Genomic DNA, 21,873 nt, shown 5'->3' on the forward strand with positions numbered 1-21,873 from the left:
TTGTCAACTATAAATTAGATGCTATTGTCCGGCTTCCCTGCTCCCCTACTCTCCCTTTCCCTTTTTTTCTTTTGACTTTTGACTTTTGACTTTTGACTTTTCAAAGCCAATTTCCCACCAAGACGTAGGGAGCCCAGAAATAGGGATTCCTATAGCTGCGGTTTTGTAAAAGGCTATTTTGGGCGCGGCGGAGTGCTTCAGCTTTGGTGATGCCGGGATTGGCTAACTGGCGATAAAATTCAGTCATCAGCGTAGCAGTAGAACTATCGCTCACTTTCCACAAAGTTGCTAAAGTGCTGCGTGCGCCAGCGCGTACCGCCACCCCAGCTAGTCCCAAAGCGGCGCGTCTATCTCCAGTAGCTGTCTCGCAGGCGCTGAGTACCAATAATTCGATCGGATCGGATTTACTGGGGTCTCTGCTACGCAACAACTCATCTAATTGCTTGACATTGATTTCCCCATCCCAAGCGAGAATAAATGTATTTTGGTAATTGGAACTAAATTGACCGTGAGTTGCTAGGTGAACGACAGGAAAAGGAACTGCTTTGACCTCGTTCTCCAGTGTTGTGCTGGTAAATTCTCGATCGAGAAGTCTTGTAGCGCGAACTTCCGCACTAACTTGTTCTAATTCCCTTTTTACACCCGGTAAAGCAGAAAATCCCTGTCTGGATTCGCTCAATCCGCCAGCTAAAGCTCTCAGTCTTTCTCGTGTCAGGCGTTGTGGCTTCAACAATTGTAAACCGGGAGTCAGGGCAATACTATATTTTTCGATTAAATATTGCTTACCATCGGAGAGTGCAGACATGGGTATATTTCGCAACGCACCATCCAAAACAAATACCAGCGTTTGTATCCCACTCGCTTTTAATTCTACCTCAGCAGGTCGAATCAGCCAGTCATAAAGTTGTTGAGACAATTGCAAGCGTTCGTCTTGATTGGAGTGACGAATTCCCAAACTTTGTCTGAGTTGGTTAACGATATTTTCAACTTGTTTCTGGTCAATTTGAGTAGTGTAGTTACGCAATGGTTGCTGGGGCAAACTGAGGATTATTTCTAAGCGATCGGCTAAAATAACTGGATAGATAACTGCCGCTCCCGCGTCGATTTTGTCAATCAATTCTGGTGCTGCATCCAGACAAGCTTCTCGGAAAAAATTATCCAGTTCCGCTAGTTGTAAGGACTCGATAACTTGACGAGCTTGCACTAATCGATTTTGCACAGAAGGTTGAAATTTTTCTCCCTCTTCGGAGCTTTGCAAAAGCAGATCGACTAGCTCTCGATACACCGGTTCGACACTATCTCGAAATGAAAACTGCACTTCTGGATTGATTGTGGCTAAATCGCTGCGGAGAGATTGTAAGGTGTTTACTGCTTCAGTATAAGCTGCGATCGCATCCTGTTTTCTCGATTGCAATCTTAGCAATTTTCCTAATTGCCACTGCCATTTATAAGCAATATCCGGCGCATTACTCGCTTGCGCCAAAAGCAAAGCTTGCTCAGTCAAATTTTCGGCGTTATCCAATTGCTTAGTTTGTGCGTATAATCCCCCCAAATTCCCAAGAGCAAAAGATTCTACGCGCTTATCCCCGATATTTTTGGCTGACTGAATAGCTGTGGCTAAAAGATTGGCAATTTCTTTGGTCATTTCTGCTTTGTCTGATGTCAGTTCTAAATTACTGACATTTAACATTTTCATCAAACTTTCAGATAAATTAATTTGAGCGATAAGTTTATTTCGACTTAGAGGTAATTGAGCAAATTCCGATTCAATTTTTGGCCATAATTCCTGAGCTTCCGAGTTTTGCTTTGTTTCTACCAATAAGCTCATTTGATTTAGGCGTGCCTGAAGCCGAGTATTTCCAGAATCGGATATATTTGCCGCTTGTTCGTAATATTCTAAAGCCGCTTTATTTTTCTTTTCAATTTCTTCTGTGTCTTCTACATCTTCTGCTAATTCTGCTAATCTTTTCGCTAATGCTCTTTCCGTATTGCCTATATTGAGCAAAGCGATACTAATATCGGCAGGAGATTGCAAACGTTGAGAAATTGCCAAACTTTGCTGACATAATTCTAGAGATTTATCTAAATCGCCATTGATGCGGAGAGCGTTAGCAAGCGTCAGCAATCCCTTTGCTTTGAGCGGAGAATCGGGTTGATTTTGCAGACGTTTTTCTAAGTCTGCTAATGTTTTAGAAGCGCGACGATAAAAGCCCAAACTTTGCCAAGTCTGAGCAACGTTAATAGTGCTGCCAGTAATCCCAATTTCATCACCTGCTTGCGTGTATGCAGATGTCGCTTGCTGCAAGGTAATCAGCGCGTCTTCCGGTTGTCCTAATGACAATTGTAAGCGACCTTGAGTGTTTAAAGCAATGGCAAGGATGGGGGTTTTTTGGTTGTTGTCATTGGGGACTGTTTGTAGGAGGTTCAGGCTGGATGCGATCGCACTTTTCGCTTTCTCCCATTCTCCTAGTTTCTGATACGCTAAAGATATAAAGTTTAGTGCTAAAGCTTGACTTATTACATCTTTTTTGTTATGAAAATTTGCTTCTGCTTGCTGCCATACTCTCAGAGCATCCGCAAACTGTTCTGCCTCGTATAATTGTTTACCTTGTTGCAGTAACTGTCTGGGTTCTGAGGATAGATTTGTTTGACTTATAAACGTTTGTTTTGATAGAACCGCATCCGCCATAACGCAGTTGACCGAAAGTGCTATTCCCAAACCTAAAAGTATGGCAAAAAGGTATCTGAGATTAAGTTGGTTTGAAAAGTATTTTTGATTTTTTTTTAACCGCAGATGATAGCAGATGAACGCGGATGAACGCAGATGAAGAGAAATACTGAGTTTGCTCGCTAAGGAGGGGATTTTTCGGATGGGATATAAGTGTGTGAAAAGTAAAATTATCAAAATATTTTTTATCATATTATTTTTAATGTTTAATGTTTAATTTTGCTTGCATTCTGGTGGAATCAGAGCAATTTGGTGAGGTGTGAAGTTGGGCGTTTCTGCTGTGAGAATAACTTCGCCTTTGTCGCCAATTATCCAACCTTGTGCTTCTATAATTTTATTGGGAATTGAAGATTGGGAATTGGGAATTGGAGATGGGTTAGAAGGTTTGCCAGTTCCGGGAATGCGTAAATCTTCCCAAAACAAATCACCGTTGGAAGGATCGTCAGGACTGGGGGGCAAACCGCCGCGACCGGTGACAAAAAAGCTACTGCCTCGATCGTCTGCGGGACAAGCTTGGGCAATCAATCCGGTAGCGTCAACAAACTCAACTGGGGGAATATCGGGAGGGCTAATTTGAACTTCACCTTCTACGCGCAATTCGCCACTGGGTTTGATGATACTATCGGTAGATTGAAATACTGCTAAACCTAAACCTGGTGGAGGTGCGATCGAAATATTACTTCCTCCTTCTGGATTGAGCGCATCAGTCCTGACTTCGCTACCCTCAAGTAAGACTAATGTCTCTGTATTAATATCGATATTTCCTTCGGCGGTTCTTGCTGCGGAAACCGCAGATATTCTACTCTGAAGGCGGAGTTGAATATCGCGCGATCGCATCTCGATATTACCCGCTTTACCAGTTGCAGATTCAGCTCGCAATGCAGCTCGATTGTTAATCAGGATCGAGGGAGCTTCTACTAATAGGTTACCAGGATTTCCGGAACCCGTACTGCTGACGATCGCTTCCGCACCATCACCAACTCTCAATCGATCGGCTTGAATATTTAAAGTGCCAGCATCTCCCGATCCTACAGACAAAGCAGATACTTGTGTCGGATTCGGATCTCCATTCGGATTCCTTCCCACACCAGTTATTTCTACCTCATCCGTCGCTCGAATATTTAAATTTCCGGCTTTTCCCTGAGTGGCAGAATTCAAAGGTGCTTGAGTCAGAGAAGCAGCTGCCACTCTTGCGCCATCTCTAACTCTCAATCGTCCCGTGTTAATATTAACGTTATTGGCATTTCCCGTCGCTCCATTTTCCACTCTAGCTAACAAACCGCTGGGAAAACTGCCGTCGGGCGATCGACCGCTCAAATCCACTTCTTCCGCATTAACAGTCAAAGTTCCCCCATCCCCAGTTCCAAATGTGGAAGCAGATACTTGACCGCCATTTTCAGCAATCAATCTTGCTGTTTGAATAGTTAGAGAACCGGCTTTACCAGACCCCGCAGTTGAGGCAGATATTTGCGCGGGATTCGCATCGCCGTTAGGATTTCTGCCAACTCCAGTTATTTCGATTTTATCGGTGGATTGAATATTTAAGTTACCGGCATTTCCCAATCCTTGAGAAGCTGCTGTCACTCTTGCGCCATTGGTGACGCGCAAACTTTGAGTTTGGATGTTTAACTCGCCGGCATTTCCGGTTGCTTGGGATTCTACTCTCGCGAGGAGACCGCTGGGAAGACTACCATCAGGGGAGCGATCGTTCAATTCTATTTCATCCGCAGTTACGTTTAAACTTCCCCCACTCCCAACTGCATAGGTGGAAGCAGCTACCTGACCGCCATTTTGAGCAATTAATCTTCTCGTTTGAATACTTAAAGAACCGGCTTTACCATTAGCTGTAGTTGAGGCAGATATTTGCGCGGGATTGGGAGTACCATCGGGGTTAGTTCCCACTCCAGTTACTTCGACTGTATCGGTGGATTGAATATTTAAGTTGCCGGCATTTCCCCATCCCTGAGAAGCTGCTGTTACTCTTGCGCCATCGGTGACGCGCAAGCTTTGAGTTTGAATATTTAACTCGCCTGCGTTTCCGGTTCCTCCCGATTCCACTCTAGCCAGCAAACCGCTGGGGAGGCTACCATCGGGGGAGCGATCGCTCAATTCTATCCGATCGGCAGTAATCTTCAAAGTTCCCCCACCTCCACTTCCGGATGTAGAAGCTGATATCTGTCCTCCCTGTTGTGCAATCAATGTGCCGGTGACAATCTCCAAGTTACCGGCTTTACCTGCGCCAGTTGTCAAGGTGGATATCGCACTTGGCTGGATTACGGTTTGTTCTTGTTGGGGTACTGTTCCCACCCCAATTACTTCTACTGCATCGCTAGCGCGAATGGTAATGTTTCCCGCGTTTGCAGGTTTTTCCGTGAGAGAAGAAGCCGCTACACGCGCTCCACCTTCGACGCGCAAGCGTCCGGTCGTAATGGTGATGTTACCACCACCCCCTGTGGCATCCGCTTCGACTCTAGCTTGCAAGGCGCTGGGGGTACCATCGGCTAATCTGCCAATTACTTCTACAGATTCGGAAGCATTTACTGTTAAGCTACCTCCCAGTTCTCCTCCTTGAGTATTTGCTTTAATTTGGGAACCGTCGGTAAGTCTGATTTGCCTACCTCGTACCTGAATGTTACCGCCTCCGGAACCGCTGGCATCGACTGTAGATTGTTGGGATAGTTGGATATCTCCATAATTATTTGTGGGAGTTTGTTGGTTCTCGATTAATGACCAATTCCCAGTCAGCAATGATGCTAAATCGATTTGTCCTCTTTGTGCTATTAAATTGCCACCGATTAAGCTGATATCGCCACCTATTAGCGCCAGCGTTCTTTCGGGAGAAACCTGGATTTGAGCATTCTGTACGGTAATTTTTCCCGGATTGCCACCGAATTGCAAGCCGATCGGTATACTGACGGTAAGCAAAGGAGGAGTTTGCGTATTGTCAGCGCTAAACTGCGTACCATCGGCAAAGTTGAGCGCGTCGGCGGTACTGGCAAAAAACGATCCGCCGATGTTCAATTTGGCATTAGGGCCAAAAATAATTCCGTTGGGATTGAGCAAAAATAAGTTAGCGGTGCCGTTGGCTTGAATCAATCCATCAATATTAGAGATAGAGTTACCCGTAACGCGGCTGATAATGTTTTGAATATCCAGATTATTGTTAAAAAAAGCGATACCGCCATTCGGGACGGAAAATAGTTGAAAGCTGTGAAATAGATTTGTGCCAGCTTGGGTTCCTCCCTCGATGAGGCTGGTATTGCCAGTCGGAGTGACGATCGAATTATTTGGGATAGTAGTATCGGGGACGATTTGCGCTGATGTTGGTTTGCAACTGAATAGGAAAAACACAGATGTCGCAACGCGAAACCAAAATTTAAGATGACGCATAATCTATCAGTCCCGCTATTGTAGAGACATTGCGTACAACGTCTCTACAATAGCGCGAACCAGTATTGTAGGTTGAGGGAAGTGGAAATCCAAGCAAAATTTTAAACGCTGTTGGGTTTCCTTACCTCAAGCCAACCTACTTCAGTTTTGACCCCATACGGGGATTTCCGCAAATTCTCTCAGTCCAGCAGATGTCAATAATTCTTGCCACTCTGCTGTTAATTGTGCGTCGTTGGGGTTGATGCGGCGCAGTTCGGCTAGAGTTGTCAAAGCGTCGTGCCAAATTTTATATTGACGGTACAATTGCAAGCGATCGCGCGGTGTCGCTTTTTCTAAGTCGTTGGCAATGGGCGATCGCAGTTTCGTTACCCAAATTTTACCGTATACACCGGGCTCCTCACGAGAGCCGTCAATTTTTGGCGGGCAAACAATGGCCATAGTCCACTGATAAGTTTTGCCAGTCTGGAGTTTCGGTGCTGTATCGGGAAGTTGGAAGCTGACGAGACCGGGTACTTTGGTAATAGCGAAAGTTGTCGAGTAAATTTGTTTATCGTCTTCATCTTGCAAAACAAACTTTGCCGTTTGTGCAGAAGTTTGCGGAATATAGGCGAAGAAAGTGGGACGTTCTGCCACCGTTACTCCCAGGTCGGTGTTTTTCGGTATCAAAGCAGTTAGAGGTGGATTGGGAGGTTTTTCTCGCCTAGAACAGGTTTCGGGGTTGCGCGTGGCCCCTGACTCCTTTCTGTCGGGCGAACCTATATCGGGTGGAGGGTCATAAGCGGATGTTTCGCCTATTTCCCAACTATTTTGGGTTGACGGAGTACCTTGAGTTTCTGCTGGCGTTGACAGAGGCGTTAGGGTGAGTAACTCTACAGTTAAGGTGAGCGTTAAAGTTGCAAAATGTCGGAAAGACTGTTGCCAAACCATAATATGTAACCTTGTGTTGAAATAATAAACACTGGATGCCTAACTTATTCCAGCTATCTATGACTAATACACTTCTAATATCGTTTCCGGTTTTTTTACAGTCAAACAGGTAATATCGTTGGGAATTACTTGACAACTAGACATTAAACATAAAAACTCTTCTTGTGCTTTTCCTCTGCTCACGTCTGCTTTGTAATGTTTGCAATTGATACAATCGTTCGCTTCAAAAATACTTACAAATTAAAAGAGCGGGCTTTATATCAGACCCGCTCTCAAAAGTCAGATGGAAAATATAATTCATATCAAATCCGTCTGCATCGGAATTGTTCGTTTTTCCCCTCTGTGCCAGGGCTTGTGGGCTCCTTGGCAGCCATAACGATCGAGATGCAACCAGCCCATGAAATTGTTCCTCACAAGGACATATTTTTTCTGACATCAAAGCCAGCTCCTTCCTTGGTGATAGGTTAAAACTTAGGCTCTTTCCAACCAATCATAAATTCGATCTAGTTCCTCCAAGGTTACCAGACCGTACTGCCAAAGAATCATTGGTAACGGCCCCGGATCGTGTTCCCGATGCTTCAACGCAATTGAAATAGAAGCAGAGGAAATCGCTAATTCTTCTTCTAAAAAACGAATGAATTGTGAATAAGTTGCAGGTGCCATTCCTACTTTCACCTCCTCTTTAAGACACCATTTTGCGATAGGGAAGTCGCTACTTTAATCAGTCGATAGACAGTCTTTATGCTGTCACTGTACTTATTTGCCATACCTCTTTTGTCAGATAGATGCAAAGGCAAAAAGTCGCCTCTAGGTATAATTTCTTAAGCAAATTTCACCGTCAATCCGCAAAGACAAATCCAAGGTCAGAATTTGCGAGAAATTTCAACCCAAAGCTTAGTAGTGCAAGGTTTTTCCCTACCAAAGCGGCGCTTTTTGACGCGCCAATACCCTACTGTAAGCCGATCGGCTTATATCAAGGTTTTATATTTTCTTGTTGATTGTCTCCTACTCCCGGGCCCTAAAGACCCTTACCTATAACAAGGGAAGAATTTATAGTTGCATTTATGCCTCAAACCTAGACATAGCGGCATTTTAAAGAATATAGCTTTTTTTAAAAAAAACGCTGCTAGAACTTCAATGCCATGTCTGCACCCAGATAGAAGATAGTTTTTTTATTCAACAAGTGATTCACCTTGACTGCTACCAGTTTCTGAAGCTAGCACTTCCTATCGGAGTTGCGCGTTTCAGGGACAATAGCGTTGCAAACTTGCTTTTGCCTGGATAGCATAGCAATTTCCGATCCTAGTTTATCAAAATAGATAAGAATATTAACATTTTTCAGTAACTTTGATAACTTTTTCAGAGTTATCTTTGCGCTCCACTGGGGCTAGCTGAGTTTGGTGGCAAAAACCGAACTTCCACCCGCTGGCCGACTTTGAGCTTCAATTCCGCAGCACGTCCGCCGCGCAGCTCGATCACTCGGTCTATGAGCGTGTTTGGGCCATAGGTCGGACAGGGAGTGCTAGTACAGGGAGGTACGTTGAGTGCGATCGCTTTGATCACTCCTTCCCGCAGAAAAACCATATCTAGGTGGATTGCGACGTTCTTCATCCAAAAGCTGACTGTTTGCGCCGGCTGAAACTCAAACAGCATTCCCCGGTTATTTGCCAAAGAGGTGCGGTACATCAATCCCATCGCTTGTTGTTCCGGCGTGCGAGTCACTTCCAGATCGATTACCTCTTCCCCCATCTTAGCTGTAGCTGAAATTGGCAGCATTTGACCCAAATCTGTCTGCGACTCCTTGCTCTCTGTAGGTTGCGATGTTACTTGCTCTGTGACAAGCGGCTGCTGGGCGGCGGAAGTTGCTGGCCCAGGTGACGAACAACCCATCAGCAAAATCAACAGCAGCACTCCCAACCAATTTCCTCGTAAAATCACTTAGCGATCGCTCCTTACTAACTTTTCTCTCTTTTCCCTCTTCCCCTCTTCCCTCTTCCCCTCTTCCCCTAACCCCTAACCCCTAACCCCTAACCCCTAACCCCTAATTTCAAGTTTCTCGCAAAACGTAGCCAACACCTCGCACGGTCTGAATCAAGCGTTTTTCGCCTTCATCTTCTATTTTGAGACGTAAATAACGAATATAAACTTCAATCACATTAGATTCACCCATAAAGTCGTCGCCCCAAACATTTTCGAGAATTTGTTCGCGGGTCAAGACTTCGCGGGGATGTTCCATGAGATACTTGAGCAGCTCGTATTCCTTCATCGTCAGGTCGATCGTCCGTCCGTTGCGTAGCGCTCTGCGAGTACCCAGATCCAAAGCCAAGTCGCCAAAGCGTAACTGTTCGGAGGCGTCTTTTTCTGGCTGGAGATAGAAACGCACTAACTTCAAAAACGTTTCTGTTCGGTAAGGCTTGAGAAAATAATCATCCGCTCCTGCTTCCAGACAAGCCACCCGGTCATCGACTGCATCGCGAGCCATCAGCAGCAACACTGGCGATCGATTTCCCGCACGCCTGAGATTTTCACATAAACTCAGCCCCGATTCTCCCGCTAACATTCGGTCTACGACGATCAAATCTGGTTCCAGTTCCTGAGCTCGCAGCAGACCGATTGTGGCATCGTAAGCTATGACAGCTTCGTAACCTGATTCTCTGAGATCGATGCTGACGTTTTGTGCTAGAGTTTCGTCGGTTTCGATCACCAAGACGCGAGGATTTTGGTTGAGGGTAACGTTACTCATATAGGAAGAAGATAGGCGATCGCTGTGGGGCCTGTTCTTATCAGTAATAATACCCGATCGAATATTTACTTTCATATTTTTCACGACGATCTAACTGGACAAGACGCATTTAAAACTGTGCGTAAATTCTCGTCTGGTATACCCGCCTGCTGAAGTTGAGGTAACCAAACTGATGTTGGTGTAATCCAAACTTCTTTGGTGCCATCAGGAAGGTCTTGTCCTGTCCATACTAGCCCAACAAGCCTGCCTTCGCGGTTAAATACTGGCCCTCCGGACGAACCGGGCCCGACAGCATCGGTTTGTCCTGGAGGGAGAATAGCGACGATCGACATAGCAGCGTAGCGATTTTCTACGGGAACGCGAGGATCGGGGTCGATCCGCAACGCGGGTTTGTTATCTTGTACTCTGGCGGTGACTGCGATCGCCGGATAGTGACCGTAAGCATGGCTTTTAATGGTGAGTTGTTCGCCTCGCTCGATCGGTTTACTTTCCAGACAGGGGGGTGAGAGGTCGATGCGATCGAATTGGTGAGTATCTAGTTTCACAACTGCTACTTCCAGATTCCGATCCAGAAACAGCAGTTGCTCGATCGGTACGGTGGGACTCAAGGATGAGGGTTGCGGTTGTGATGGCCGAAATGCCTGCCATTGCGTTAGGTTGTAGGGAATACAGCCGTCGGTATTTGTAGCACTGATTCTGTATGGCTTGCGATCGCGGTTGAGTAGATCGGCATTTGGTGCAACCAAACAAATCCAATCATTAATTCGCGCATTGTCAGTGCGGTCGATCTGATAGCTGAGCAGTTGGTCTTCGGTTTTTACATCGATTCCTTGCAAAATTAGGAGTGCGGCATTAGTGGCTATGTGCCAATTGGTGAGCGCAATTCCCTCTCCGAGATAGACAGCGGAACCGATCGGCTCAAATCTCTTCTGTCCCTGTGGGTTTAAAAGTACAATTCCAACCGCATCTATTTGCTGGGAGGGTAGTTGTGCTTGACAAACCAATACAAAAAAAAGACTGCAAACTACACTGTATAACAAAACCCACAATCTTTTTTTCATGACGATACTTCCTTATGGTTTTAGATTTTAGGTTCCAGATCTAATCTAAAATCTAAAATCTAAAATCTAAAATCTAAAATTTGGCTAAGGGAGCTCGACAGAAGTAGGTTTAGCAATGTGGGGTAGGCCCCAGCCTAATTTTTCTCGCAGAATGCGGAAAAATTCCGGCGGTTGCAAGCGGATGAAGCGGGCCCGGTAGCGCGATCGCTCTACCCGGACGCGATCGCTTGGCAGGATGTAGCACCCGGCATTTCCATCGACTACCATTACCAAGCGTTCCAGATTGACTGGATAAATGGTCACCGGATCGCTGTTCGCGAATACCAATGCGCGGGAAGCCATAGAATGAGGACAGATCGGCACTAATTGCAAGACCTGTACACCGGGGGTAATCACCGGGCCACCGGCACTGAGAGCGTAGGCTGTCGAACCTGTAGGAGTGGAGAGAATCACCCCATCTGCGGCAATGTCGATCGCTGCGTGCCTGCCTACCTGTATTTCAAAATGGCACATACTTGTGAGCGGTTCTCGGTGAATGACCATTTCGTTGAGGCAAAGCGCCTCCCACAAAACGGTTTCTTCCCGTAACACGCGCACCGTCAGCATGGTTCGCTCTTCAATTTCGTATTCACCGGCGAGAATCTTTTCGATCGCTTGCGGTAATTGGTTGACGTAAGTCTCTGTGAGAAAACCCATGTGACCGGTATTGACAGTCAGCAGGGGTATACCCAGAGGTGCGATCTGACGAAATGCTGCCAGAACTGTGCCGTCTCCACCTAACACCACGGCAAAGGTGATGTCCTCGTCGAAATCTGGAGGTGTTAGCATTTCGATCGGCGTGTGGCAAATTGGGCCTTCCGGACGCGAGTAGCCCAGAATACCGCCCGCACCAGTCGCCATTAAGACATCCCAACCAGCAGCGGTCAAATCGTTTTTTAACTCTGTAGCAAGGCGACAAGCTACAGGTTTAACGTCGTTGTATATAATCCCAACTTTGGGCACGCAAAGAAGTCCAGCTTCGGATTGAAAGTTGATGTATTGAAAAAGGAGTTGAACAGAAACGGCAATCTAGTTAAGAGGGCTTTTTTTGGTTCATTTTTAGGGGTTTATCGCTGTTAGGCTACTAACCCGTAACAATCAACCTGTAAGCACATTCAGGAAGATTATGCTTATTTTCATGCCGTTGCTTAAAATCTTAATGCTCTTTTTTTTGATTTCTTTTTAGTTTTAGCTTGTTCATAATCCAATTCTTTCAGCTTCTTCAAAATTCGACTGAAGTAATCTTGGAGGTACGCTTCCAGGGTTGTGGTTTCTTGCGGGTCGAGACCGAATACAGTATATACTTCTTCCATTGAAGCGGTAAGGGGTTTATCCGAGGCCAAAACTTCTGCGAAGGATAGGCGATCGGCTAAATTCCAGCCCCACTGAAAAAACCTGGCTATTCGGCGAGTAGTACGCAATAAACCCAGAGGTAAGCGGGTTACTTTTGCTTCTTTCCCAGACAAGCGTTCGCACAAGTTAATTATTTCATCAGCACCCCACGCTCGTGTCCCTACTACCGGAAAAGTACATTTTTCCGTTTCGGGAACGGAGAGGGCGCGAACGGCGAACTTAGCGACGTCCTGGGTATCCATGTAAGCGACAGCAGTAGTTTGGGTTGTTACCCAAATTGCTTGTTTTTCCAAGATGGGAACGGCGTACTGTCCGATTAACCCTTGCATAAAGCCACAGGGTCGCAGAATAGTATACTTTAAACCGGATTCTGCCAGAAACAGTTCTGTACATCGTTTGATATCCATCAGGGGTACGTCAGGATATTTATCGGCATCCAGAATGGAAAAGAATATATAACGTTCTATTCCGGCTGCTTTGGCGGCTTGGATCAGGGCTACCTTCCCTTGCCAGTCTACTTGCTTAATGCTCAGGGAATCTGTAGGTCGGGCAGTGGCAGCATCGATAATGGCTGTGACGCCTTCCAAAGCTGGCGGTAGGCTTTGAGGATCGCACAAGTCCCCAGGCACGAGTTGAGCGCCCCATTCTTTTAAAAAAGCAGCTTTCTTGAAACTGCGGACTAAGCAGCGTACTTCATGTCCCTCATCTAGAGCGCGACGGGCTACCTGTCTTCCTAAGGTGCCTGTGGAACCGACGATTAATAAGCTCATCCAGAAATTTAGTAATGAATCTTAATGTTTCTCTAAGATATTATCAGAATTCAGGGATTAGGGGCTAAGGAAAGTCAAAAGTCAAAAGTCAAAAGTCAAAAGCCAAAAGAAAAAAAGGGCTTTGGGCGTCAGGAGTGGGGGAAAGTGTTAATTCTGCACCGAAAGCCCTTCTTCCTTCTCCCTGCTGCCTCTTTCTCTTCTTTTTGACTTTTGACTTTTAACTTTTGACTTTTTCTGGCCTCTCTATTTCTCAACTCCTTGGATTTTTAAGAGGACAAAGCCCATCGCTAAACCTACAAGGACGAGGGAAGCGGATAAAATAGCTGCATTGAAAATTTCGCCGCTCATTGGTAAAATGCTCCTTTGCTATGTCGATCGAGTTCGCTGGGATGACGATCGGTCATCTCATGCCAGTGTCGTAAAAAATTAGACTGGGGATAAATTATCATTAAGCGCGTCAGACTCGCAAAGGTAGTTTGACGTTTTGTGTTGGATACCCAGGTGCAAGGCAAGCAAAATGAAAGCTGGAAAAAATTTGTCTGAGCAAATGTCTGTTAAGCTCAAAGACGATCGGCGTCCCCGCTTGGCTGTCACTCTGGGAGACCCGGCTGGCATTGGGCCGGAGGTAATTCTGAAGGCGCTGGCAGATCCTGAAGTTGTCCAAGATTGCGATGTTACGGTGATAGGCAGTCGATCGCTACTAGCAAAAATTTATCTCAATTTGTCCGATTCTGCTGAATGTAGGCAGATTTTGGCAAAACCAGCCGATTTATCGCTCCTAAATGTGGATTTAGATCTCGATTTCGATAATATTGCGGTTGGAACTGGTAATGCTGCTAGCGGTGCGGCGAGTTTTGCTTATATGGAAAGTGCGATCGCACGCACTCTTTCCGGTGAGTTTGACGCTATTGTCACGGGGCCGATCGCTAAATCGGCATGGAAAGCTGCTGGTTACGATTATCCCGGTCAGACAGAACTTTTGGCAGAACGGGCGGGCGTGCGGCGGTTCGGGATGTTGTTTGTAGCGCGATCGCCTCACACCGATTGGACTCTCCGCACTCTACTCGCTACCACACATATTCCCCTGCGTCAAGTAGCCGATACCCTGACACCGCAGTTGATGAGTGCGAAACTGGATTTGCTGGTGGAGTGTTTGCGGCAAGATTTTGCGATCGCAAAACCGAGAATTGTCATTGCTGGATTAAACCCCCACAGCGGCGAACAGGGACAATTGGGACGCGAGGAACTCGATTGGTTAATTCCCTGGTTGGAGGAAGAACGCCACGCCAGACCGGACACAATTCTGGATGGCCCTGTGCCGCCGGATACTATGTGGGTGAAACCGGGTCAAGCTTGGTTTGCCAAAGGTGAAAAAGCATCTGCGGCTGATGGTTATTTAGCTTTGTACCACGATCAAGGTTTGATTCCAGTTAAGTTAATGGCATTCGATCGGGCTGTAAATACTACCATCGGTTTGCCATTTATCCGTACTTCCCCGGATCACGGCACGGCATTTGATATTGCGGGTAAAGGAATTGCCGATGCTACCAGTATGAAAGCAGCATTGCGGTTAGCAGTTGAATTGGCAAATCAGAGGATAAATGCAAAAGTTTGATAAACAAAAAAGATTAGCTTTGTTTTATACGGCTGTTTCGGATTTGTTATGCAAACAGATCGCGCTCATCTATAATATTGTGTCCGGTAGCATCGGTGGTGTAAGACTGATGCTCTCATATTATCTGTGGGAGATCGGGGGTTAAATTTTTACCGCAGATGAAAGACAGATAAACGCAGATGAACGCAGATAATAACGTATTTTTTTATGCTACCAGATATCATATAACATATGCAAATGCAAACATTTTTCACTATAAACATAAAAAAACCAATTTTTATTTCTCTTTTCTTTGTGTACCTTTGCTCAAAGAGCATACTAAGCGCGTCAGAGAAAATTTATACTCCTTCTGTAGTTCCGCCTGGATTTGATTTAGTTAAAACATCCAAAGGCGTTACACTTTACCAGAAAAATACAGAATATGTGCAAGTTGTAGATTTGAGCCAAGGTGCATCTGTCAAATTGCTGAATGGAGATATTACCGATGCTGGTAATAATCAAGGTGCTTACGGAGGAGACGATCCGCAAATGCGACGTCAAACTCTCAACCAAGCTTGGTTAAATTTATATTCATCAAATCCAAATGCTTTTTGTATAACTAACGGTCAATTTTTCAGCACTAACAGCCAACCTGCTACTAATTTAGCTTTTCCGGTGAAAGTTAATGGCAAAGTCATCAGCGATGGATATGCGGGAGAAAGTGAATATCCGACGGAAAAATTGATGCTGGAGATAAATAGCGATCGCGCCGATATAACACCCTTCAACGGCAAAATTTCTCTGTACTCATCTTCAGCACCAAATTTGATTGTAGGATTAAAAGAAAATGCCGATAAATTCATGTATAAAGAACTTGGCAGAACGTTTGTAGGCGTTAAAGATAGCGACTCTAACGGCACTTACGAAACTATTTTAATCTTTAACTCTACAGCGGCGACTCAAGCACACGCAACTGAGATGCTCAGAAGTTTTGGCGCGGATAAAGTAATCATGTTGGATGGTGGCGGTTCTACACAATTAATTTGTCAGGGAGAAAGTTATATTACATCGACAAGAACAATTCCCCAAATGCTTGGTGTAGTGAGCGCACCTTGAAGTTAATCTATTCGTAGGTTGGGTTGAGCATAGCGAAACCCAACAAAATAGAATCATAAGTTGGGTTTCGTTCCTCAACCCAACCTACGACTTTTGACTGCTACACTGTTTGTAGTGCCAGAGTTTGGTAATCGATATATCCCGAAGCGTCTCCACCGTAAAAAGTCGAGCGATCGGGCTTGTTTAAAGGTTCATTGAGGGCAAAACGCTGCGGTAAATCTGGATTGGCGATAAATAATCGACCGTAAGCAACTAAATCTGCATCGCCAGCAGCCAAAACAGCATTACCTTCTTCGCGATCGTAACCACCTGCTGTCATCAGCGTACCGTTAAAAATGCCACGGAAATATCGAGTGTTTAAAGTTGAGACGCGATCGACAGTGATATTTCCATCAATTCTGGGTTCGATAATGTGGAGATAAGCAAGGTTAAAGCGGTTGAGGGCAGAAACTACATAGGTGAATAATGCCTCGCGGTTGTCATCGTGCATACTACCGAATGTACCGCTGGGGGAGAGACGGACGCCGACGCGATCGCTTCCCCAAACGCTCACAACTGCTGCTGTTACTTCTAATAGCAAACGAGCGCGATTTTCAATGGAACCGCCATATTTGTCTGTGCGTTTGTTTGTACCATTTTGTAAAAATTGATCGAGCAAATAACCGTTAGCGCTGTGAATTTCCACGCCATCAAAACCTGCGGCGAGTGCGTTTTCTGCTGCTTGACGGTATTGTTCGACAATTCCGGGAATTTCTGCTGTTTCTAATGCACGGGGCGTTACGAAAGGTTGTAGTCCATCGTGGGTAATTGCTTCGCCTTCGGGTGCGATCGCGCTTGGTGCAACTGGCAGTTCTCCCCCCGGTTGTAGGGATGGGTGAGAAATGCGTCCGACGTGCCAAAGTTGCAGGAAAATACGTCCTCCATGAGCGTGAACTGCATCTGTTACCAGTCGCCATCCGGCAACTTGTTCTGCTGAATAAATACCTGGTGTGTTGGGATATCCCGCGCCTTGAGGAGAAACTTGAGTTGCTTCGGCAATAATTAATCCAGCCGAAACTCTTTGTGCGTAATAAGTAGCATTTAAAGAAGTTGGAACGTTTCCCTCACCAGCACGCATCCGCGTTAAGGGAGCCATGACAATTCGGTTTGGCAGTTCGTAACGACCGAGTTTAAATGGTGTAAAAAGATTGACCTTGACGCTCATCGATCGCATCTCCATTTGCTAATTTGTTTTGCTAATTTGTTCGGGATGTACGCACGACAGGGAGAGAAAGCCGGTTTCTGCATTATTTTTTAAGTGTTAAACTCAAAATTTTGCTAATAAACCGGGTTTCTTTACTCGATCGGCTATGAAGTATGAACTATCATCAATTACCCATTAGCTATCAAGCTTTTTTCCTCAAGTAGGGTGTTGATTTTGTCTGCAAGCGCTTGCTTTGGAGCTATGCCAGTCAGCCGATCGACAACTTGACCATCTTTGAAAAAGAGCAGAGTGGGAATCGCTTGGATGTTGTACTCTTTCGCGGTGCGATCGCACTGGTCAACATTCAACTTGCCCACCTTAGCTTGACCTTCAAAATCAGCCGCCAATTCTGCGATCGATGGCCCGATGACTCGACATGGCCCGCACCAAGGAGCCCAGAAATCTACAACAACTGGAACCGAGCTGGCAAGGACTTCGCTCTGAAAATTGTCATCTGTCAGCGTGACGTATTTGGAGTTGTCAGACATAGATAAAAGCCTCCTTTCCTTGTTTTTTGCAGCGGCTCTCCGGTGGTGGAGACGTCCGGATCGATCCAGCTACAGTTCAGTAGTTAAACAACCATTTAACTTTTATGTTAAATGGGTTTTTCCAGAAAGTCAAGTGGTTATTTAAGTATTTAACAAAGTCCCAAACAGACGTAAGATAGAGGTAGGGCGATCGAAACCGAACACAAATAACGGCGATCGCTACCTCTCTCATGGCCAAAAATGACATCGAACAACGCGCTAAAATCTTTGCAGCTCTTTCAGATCCGACAAGATTGCGGATTGTGGAGCTGCTTGCTGAGCGCGAGGAGATCGGCAGTTCGGAGATAGCCAATCAAGTGGGGATTAGTCTGGCGCTGTTTTGTCACCACTCCAGGACGTTGACCGAGGCGGGGTTACTCCAAACGCGAAAAGACGGTCAAACCAAGTACAATTCGCTCAATCGCGAGTTACTGGTTGATTGTTTGGGTAGTTTGAAAGAGCTTGCGAATAATATGCAAGAGGTGGATTTATAAAACAAACCCTACATATAAAGCGGGTTTCTGAGCGAATCCGCAGCGTCCTGCACTCGTATATCCTGGATTTGAACAGCACAGTCGAGACGGAAGCGGGAGCGAATTTCCTTACATGAACAGATGGGTCAAATTTATAACCAATACTGTATTAGTGGCTTTATTTTTTGGGTGTCAGAAGTCCGATCCGACAACGAATACTGCAAGTATGAGTCCAACCCCCACAGTACAAAATACACCCAGCGTTAATCCTGACACTTCCCCAAAATCGAGTCCAACGCCACAAGCAAAAGTTCCCAATTCTCAAAAAACGAATAACGCCGAACTGGTTGATATTGAGACTATCAATAGCAACATAGTGCAAGACATCCGTTATGCCACAGAAAATAATTTTACCAAAACAAAACTCTACACGGTGGCGCGATGCTTGCTGAGGAGGGAAGTCGCGCTAAAACTATCAAAAGTTCAAGAAGATTTGGAGAAACAGGGCTTGGGTTTAAAAGTTTATGATTGTTACAGACCGCTATCAGTACAAAAGCTGATGTGGAAAATCCCGTCAGCGCGTCCTTATGTGGCGAATCCGAGAAGGGGGTCAAAGCACAATCGCGGTGCAGCAGTAGACTTGACGCTGGTCGATCGCAATGGTCAGGAATTAGAAATGCCGACCGAATTCGATAATTTTACACCGCGAGCGCATAGAAAATATAGAGGTGCCAGCGCCCAAGCCATCAAAAATCGTGTTTTGCTGGAACAAGCGATGCAAAAAGGAGGGTTTATACCTCTGTCAAAAGAATGGTGGCATTTCGATGCAGTTGGTTGGCAAAAGTACGAAATTCTGGATATACCGTTGGAATCGATTCCAAAGTAATTCGGCTTTTTGTTTGCACTTTCATCATTTGATATTTAGGGAGTAGAAGATCGTGAAAACGGTTTCTATTTTTATAGCAGCAGTTTCTATCCTAATCGCACAGTCAGCTAAAGCTAAACCAACAGTTGAAGCAAACAGACAATTTGCATGGGTAGAAGTGCCAGGAACTGCGATCCAGTTATCTACAGAAAATCCATATCTCACACAATTCTCGTGGTACATGAATATCAATCGGTTAGTTCGTGAGGGTGAGACTATAGTTTTTGAAGTAGCTAGTCCGGAGGCTCAATATTACCGAGTGCAAGGAAATTGTAGAAATCAGCAATTGCTTGTCCAGTTCCAGGGTGAATTTGAGTCGGAGACTAAGATAGTTTACCAACCTGTCAGCGATTCTTGGCATACGGCGACTGGTCTGCAACAAAGGTTGTTAAACTTTGCTTGTAGCAACGATGGGGGCACGAGTCTGTCCCGTTAAGCTGGCGCGATCGATCGCATCCTATGAGACGAATTGTGGGCCCAAAATCTTTGATTTGGCGTGGCATACATCTCAGAGCTTTCCTCCTTTATCCTCCTTTATACGGTTACAGCCTCTGGGTACACAGAAACCCGGTTTCTTGAAGAAACCGGGTTTCTGGGTTTGTGGGTTTCTTGAAGAGACCGGGTTTCTGGCGCGTACCTTGTTACTCCTTAACCCTCTGAAATGTTTTGACGACTTACAGAAGAAGGCGGTTTTATGAAGATTTGTAAAATATATTGACGAGGATATCAGAGGAAGCCTTTAATAGTTTCAGAGGGTAAGCGAGGGTTACGGAACAAAGACAGTAAATTTCAACTACCTTCACCAACAGCAAATTTATACAAAGAGAACACTGATATGACCACCACCAACTCCATCACCAGCTCGATTAATACTGTCGCAAACTTTGGAAAAATGCTGAAAAAATCCTACTTAGTCGGTATTTTGACCGCTACCACTCTGGGGATGCTTCCCCTTGCTGCATTCGCGACCCCTACTTCCGAGCCTTGCTGCCAAAACCGCAGTGGTGGCGATAACGCGGTTGTTCAAAGCAACACCCAAGAGGCTAATGTTACTGGTAAAGGTAACTCAGTCAATCAAAATTCCAATCAGTCAGCTAACATATCGGGTGGATCAACAAGTCCAACAAGCACAGTCAGAAGCACTCCGAAAAAGCCCGTTCGCGCTCGTCGGACTGTTGCTCGCCCAGCTCCTTGCAAAACCATTAGCGATGTCAAGATTTAGTTACGACTTGACTTAATTTTGTCAGTCTTATATTGAGAGAGGAAGAAAGTACGCGGCGATAAGCCTTCCTAAGCCAAAGCGATTTCTTCCTCTTTTTTTCACTTAACCGCACAGCAATGGTTGACAGCTAATTAATTTGTCATCAAAATCGACATCCCAAGGAAATTTGCCTGCTTTGTCAGGCCAGAAACATTGTAAAGCAGAAAAGGTATCTTCTTCACCGTAAAACCAGACAGCAAAACGCAAGTACTCAACACACCAAGCTGATGCTACGCTTTCAAAAATAAGCGAGTAGTTTTGGATAAAATCCGAGTAAGGTTGACCAGTCACTATAGGTTTGCCACCTTTCACATAACTGCCGATATCGTTAATAATGTGACCCATTGTGTGATATGGCAATCCAAACATAATAATTTCTGGATGTTGGAACGATTGCCATAAGCCGATCGAATACGCAAAACCCGGTTTCATCTTATCGGGATCTGCCCCTACCGCCATAACGTGCCAACCAACTCGTTGCACATCCTCAACTATTTTCTTTCTCACTGGATCGTTTATTTTACGCTCTTTCATTTTTAATCGCCCTTGTTTAAAGATGCACTCTCCAGTATAGCTAGGGCGTCGGGACTAGGTGAAGAAGAAGCTTTGCTATATAATAATATTTTTACGTTCGGCTACGCTATATGTTAGCGACAAATAACAATATCGTAATCTTCGATACCACCATGCGTGATGGAGAGCTTACGCCTGGTGTAAAAATGAACCTTCAGGAAAAAATTAGCATCGCCCAACTGCTAGAGCAAATGGGCGTGGATGCGATCGAAGTCGGTTATCCTGGTAGGTATGAAAAGGATTTTGAGGAAATATTCGAGATATCGAAAGTAATTACAACATCGACGATTTGCGGATTGGCAAGCTCAGATAGAGAGGAAATCATAACGGTTGCTCAAGCTCTTGAACCGGCAGCAAAAGCAAGAATTCACACTTATACTAATGTTAATCTGAGCAATAAATCAAAACAAACTGAAGAGGAAGTATTGGCAGTCATCAAAGATAGTATTTCCTTGGCGCGTAATTACTGCGATGATGTAGAATGGAGTGCTTTTGATGCCACGAGGAGCGATCTGGATTTTTTGTGTAAATCAATTGAAGTGGCGATAAACAGCGGAGCAACGACTATTAGCATCCCCGACAGTTTGGGTTTGATGTTACCCAAAGAATTTGCCCAGTTTCTGCAAAAGATATTTAACAAAGTTATTAATATTGACGATGCGATAGTCTCAGTTCACTGTCATGACGATCTGGGTATGGCGGTCGAAAATTCCCTTACCGCTTTAACCTGTGGAGTCAGACAAATTGAATGTGCGATTAACGGTTTGGGAGCGAGAAAAGGTAATGCGGATTTAGAAAAAATTGTGCAAGGTGTTTTAAATAACGAAGAATTTCAAATTGAAATAGACACATCTTTAATTAGCATCGTCTCAGAATTAGTCGCCCAAATCACCGAAAAAGTTAAAAGTTAAAAGGAAGAGGGGGTGTGGGGAAGTCAAAAGTCAAAAGTCAAAAGTCAAAAGTCAAAATTCCTCCCTCTTCCCTCTCCCTCTTCCCTAGCCCCGAACCCCAAACCCCAAAACCCCAACCCCCAAAACCCAAAACCCAACCCCCACCAAATTTTAAATTTTGTTTGGTTTAAAGGGGGGTTCAAAGGGCGGGTGGGGTGGGGTTTTTTAAATAAATAAAAAAAACGACGCTACCAGGAACG

At 45.2% G+C, this 21,873-nt stretch carries 20 protein-coding genes; 7 read left to right on the forward strand and 13 right to left on the reverse strand.

Annotated features, from left to right (window positions below):
• Positions 1 to 100: 100 nt before the first annotated feature.
• The 10 genes from ACE1CD_RS34845 to ACE1CD_RS34890 all read right to left on the reverse strand — a co-directional run bounded on the left by ACE1CD_RS34845 (position 101) and on the right by ACE1CD_RS34890 (position 13,359).
• Positions 101 to 2,689: a CHAT domain-containing protein gene (locus ACE1CD_RS34845; RefSeq protein WP_374827702.1), complete on the reverse strand. Its 2,589-nt coding sequence runs from the start codon at positions 2,687 to 2,689 to the stop codon at positions 101 to 103.
• Positions 2,690 to 2,941: 252 nt separating this feature from the next.
• Complete coding sequence (locus tag ACE1CD_RS34850; RefSeq protein ID WP_374827703.1) at positions 2,942 to 6,118, reverse strand: filamentous hemagglutinin N-terminal domain-containing protein; 3,177 nt, start codon at positions 6,116 to 6,118, stop codon at positions 2,942 to 2,944.
• Positions 6,119 to 6,259: 141 nt separating this feature from the next.
• Positions 6,260 to 7,045 carry a DUF928 domain-containing protein gene (locus ACE1CD_RS34855; protein WP_374800970.1) on the reverse strand — a complete coding sequence of 262 codons (786 nt, stop codon included), beginning with the start codon at positions 7,043 to 7,045 and terminating at the stop codon, positions 6,260 to 6,262.
• Between the two features lie 471 nt (positions 7,046 to 7,516).
• Positions 7,517 to 7,708 (reverse strand): DUF2949 domain-containing protein, encoded by a 192-nt coding sequence (locus ACE1CD_RS34860; RefSeq protein WP_374800968.1) that lies wholly within the window; start codon positions 7,706 to 7,708, stop codon positions 7,517 to 7,519.
• Positions 7,709 to 8,410: 702 nt separating this feature from the next.
• Positions 8,411 to 8,983 carry a DUF192 domain-containing protein gene (locus tag ACE1CD_RS34865; protein ID WP_374800966.1) on the reverse strand — a complete coding sequence of 191 codons (573 nt, stop codon included), beginning with the start codon at positions 8,981 to 8,983 and terminating at the stop codon, positions 8,411 to 8,413.
• A gap of 109 nt (positions 8,984 to 9,092) precedes the next feature.
• Entirely contained in the window at positions 9,093 to 9,788 is a 696-nt protein-coding gene (gene nblR / locus ACE1CD_RS34870) for a response regulator transcription factor NblR (protein ID WP_374801109.1), read from the reverse strand.
• 80 nt (positions 9,789 to 9,868) lie between these two features.
• A complete protein-coding gene (locus ACE1CD_RS34875; protein ID WP_374800964.1) occupies positions 9,869 to 10,849 on the reverse strand; it encodes a serine protease in 981 nt (326 codons plus the stop codon).
• A gap of 84 nt (positions 10,850 to 10,933) precedes the next feature.
• Positions 10,934 to 11,851, reverse strand: a complete 918-nt coding sequence (locus ACE1CD_RS34880; RefSeq protein WP_374800962.1) for an NAD(+) kinase — start codon at positions 11,849 to 11,851, stop codon at positions 10,934 to 10,936.
• 185 nt (positions 11,852 to 12,036) lie between these two features.
• Positions 12,037 to 13,011: an SDR family oxidoreductase gene (locus ACE1CD_RS34885; RefSeq protein WP_374800960.1), complete on the reverse strand. Its 975-nt coding sequence runs from the start codon at positions 13,009 to 13,011 to the stop codon at positions 12,037 to 12,039.
• A gap of 243 nt (positions 13,012 to 13,254) precedes the next feature.
• Positions 13,255 to 13,359: a PetM family cytochrome b6-f complex subunit 7 gene (locus tag ACE1CD_RS34890; protein WP_190467747.1), complete on the reverse strand. Its 105-nt coding sequence runs from the start codon at positions 13,357 to 13,359 to the stop codon at positions 13,255 to 13,257.
• Between the two features lie 199 nt (positions 13,360 to 13,558).
• Between ACE1CD_RS34890 and pdxA the strand changes: the two genes are divergently transcribed.
• A complete protein-coding gene (gene pdxA / locus ACE1CD_RS34895; protein ID WP_374827707.1) occupies positions 13,559 to 14,626 on the forward strand; it encodes a 4-hydroxythreonine-4-phosphate dehydrogenase PdxA in 1,068 nt (355 codons plus the stop codon).
• Between the two features lie 294 nt (positions 14,627 to 14,920).
• Positions 14,921 to 15,721, forward strand: coding sequence for a phosphodiester glycosidase family protein (locus ACE1CD_RS34900; RefSeq protein WP_374827704.1), 801 nt, complete (start codon positions 14,921 to 14,923; stop codon positions 15,719 to 15,721).
• 100 nt (positions 15,722 to 15,821) lie between these two features.
• Here ACE1CD_RS34900 and ACE1CD_RS34905 read toward each other — a convergent pair whose 3' ends face one another.
• Entirely contained in the window at positions 15,822 to 16,925 is a 1,104-nt protein-coding gene (locus tag ACE1CD_RS34905) for an alkene reductase (RefSeq protein WP_374827705.1), read from the reverse strand.
• A 167-nt stretch (positions 16,926 to 17,092) separates the two neighbouring features.
• Positions 17,093 to 17,452, reverse strand: coding sequence for a thioredoxin (trxA, locus tag ACE1CD_RS34910; protein ID WP_374827706.1), 360 nt, complete (start codon positions 17,450 to 17,452; stop codon positions 17,093 to 17,095).
• Between the two features lie 230 nt (positions 17,453 to 17,682).
• Between trxA and ACE1CD_RS34915 the strand changes: the two genes are divergently transcribed.
• The 4 genes from ACE1CD_RS34915 (at position 17,683) to ACE1CD_RS34930 (ending at position 20,111) form a co-directional block, all read left to right on the forward strand.
• Positions 17,683 to 17,985, forward strand: coding sequence for an ArsR/SmtB family transcription factor (locus ACE1CD_RS34915; RefSeq protein WP_374800952.1), 303 nt, complete (start codon positions 17,683 to 17,685; stop codon positions 17,983 to 17,985).
• Positions 17,986 to 18,190: 205 nt separating this feature from the next.
• On the forward strand, positions 18,191 to 18,850 hold the full coding sequence (locus tag ACE1CD_RS34920; protein WP_374800950.1) for a M15 family metallopeptidase: 660 nt from the start codon (positions 18,191 to 18,193) through the stop codon (positions 18,848 to 18,850).
• 52 nt (positions 18,851 to 18,902) lie between these two features.
• A complete protein-coding gene (locus tag ACE1CD_RS34925) occupies positions 18,903 to 19,325 on the forward strand; it encodes a hypothetical protein (protein WP_374800948.1) in 423 nt (140 codons plus the stop codon).
• A gap of 399 nt (positions 19,326 to 19,724) precedes the next feature.
• Entirely contained in the window at positions 19,725 to 20,111 is a 387-nt protein-coding gene (locus tag ACE1CD_RS34930; RefSeq protein WP_374800947.1) for a hypothetical protein, read from the forward strand.
• Positions 20,112 to 20,213: 102 nt separating this feature from the next.
• On the opposite strand, the gene ACE1CD_RS34935 is transcribed toward ACE1CD_RS34930, so the two are convergent.
• Positions 20,214 to 20,684, reverse strand: coding sequence for a DUF4262 domain-containing protein (locus tag ACE1CD_RS34935; RefSeq protein ID WP_374800945.1), 471 nt, complete (start codon positions 20,682 to 20,684; stop codon positions 20,214 to 20,216).
• Between the two features lie 110 nt (positions 20,685 to 20,794).
• Here ACE1CD_RS34935 and ACE1CD_RS34940 point away from each other — a divergent pair, with 110 nt between their 5' ends.
• Entirely contained in the window at positions 20,795 to 21,634 is an 840-nt protein-coding gene (locus tag ACE1CD_RS34940) for a 2-isopropylmalate synthase (RefSeq protein ID WP_374800943.1), read from the forward strand.
• Positions 21,635 to 21,873: the final 239 nt, after the last annotated feature.

The organism is Aerosakkonema sp. BLCC-F183 (assembly GCF_041929145.1).
GTDB lineage: Bacteria > Cyanobacteriota > Cyanobacteriia > Cyanobacteriales > Aerosakkonemataceae > Aerosakkonema.

Bases quoted from the DNA above. Each gene is read 5' to 3' on its own strand.
- ACE1CD_RS34845 (WP_374827702.1), bottom strand. From the start codon at position 2,689: ATGGCGGATGCGGTTCTATCAAAACAAACGTTTATAAGTCAAACAAAT.
- ACE1CD_RS34850 (WP_374827703.1), bottom strand. From the start codon at position 6,118: ATGCGTCATCTTAAATTTTGGTTTCGCGTTGCGACATCTGTGTTTTTC.
- ACE1CD_RS34855 (WP_374800970.1), bottom strand. From the start codon at position 7,045: ATGGTTTGGCAACAGTCTTTCCGACATTTTGCAACTTTAACGCTCACC.
- ACE1CD_RS34860 (WP_374800968.1), bottom strand. From the start codon at position 7,708: ATGGCACCTGCAACTTATTCACAATTCATTCGTTTTTTAGAAGAAGAA.
- nblR (WP_374801109.1), bottom strand. From the start codon at position 9,788: ATGAGTAACGTTACCCTCAACCAAAATCCTCGCGTCTTGGTGATCGAA.
- ACE1CD_RS34875 (WP_374800964.1), bottom strand. From the start codon at position 10,849: ATGAAAAAAAGATTGTGGGTTTTGTTATACAGTGTAGTTTGCAGTCTT.
- ACE1CD_RS34885 (WP_374800960.1), bottom strand. From the start codon at position 13,011: ATGAGCTTATTAATCGTCGGTTCCACAGGCACCTTAGGAAGACAGGTA.
- ACE1CD_RS34890 (WP_190467747.1), bottom strand. From the start codon at position 13,359: ATGAGCGGCGAAATTTTCAATGCAGCTATTTTATCCGCTTCCCTCGTC.
- pdxA (WP_374827707.1), top strand. From the start codon at position 13,559: ATGTCTGTTAAGCTCAAAGACGATCGGCGTCCCCGCTTGGCTGTCACT.
- ACE1CD_RS34905 (WP_374827705.1), bottom strand. From the start codon at position 16,925: ATGAGCGTCAAGGTCAATCTTTTTACACCATTTAAACTCGGTCGTTAC.
- trxA (WP_374827706.1), bottom strand. From the start codon at position 17,452: ATGTCTGACAACTCCAAATACGTCACGCTGACAGATGACAATTTTCAG.
- ACE1CD_RS34915 (WP_374800952.1), top strand. From the start codon at position 17,683: ATGGCCAAAAATGACATCGAACAACGCGCTAAAATCTTTGCAGCTCTT.
- ACE1CD_RS34920 (WP_374800950.1), top strand. From the start codon at position 18,191: ATGAGTCCAACCCCCACAGTACAAAATACACCCAGCGTTAATCCTGAC.
- ACE1CD_RS34930 (WP_374800947.1), top strand. From the start codon at position 19,725: ATGACCACCACCAACTCCATCACCAGCTCGATTAATACTGTCGCAAAC.
- ACE1CD_RS34935 (WP_374800945.1), bottom strand. From the start codon at position 20,684: ATGAAAGAGCGTAAAATAAACGATCCAGTGAGAAAGAAAATAGTTGAG.
- ACE1CD_RS34940 (WP_374800943.1), top strand. From the start codon at position 20,795: ATGTTAGCGACAAATAACAATATCGTAATCTTCGATACCACCATGCGT.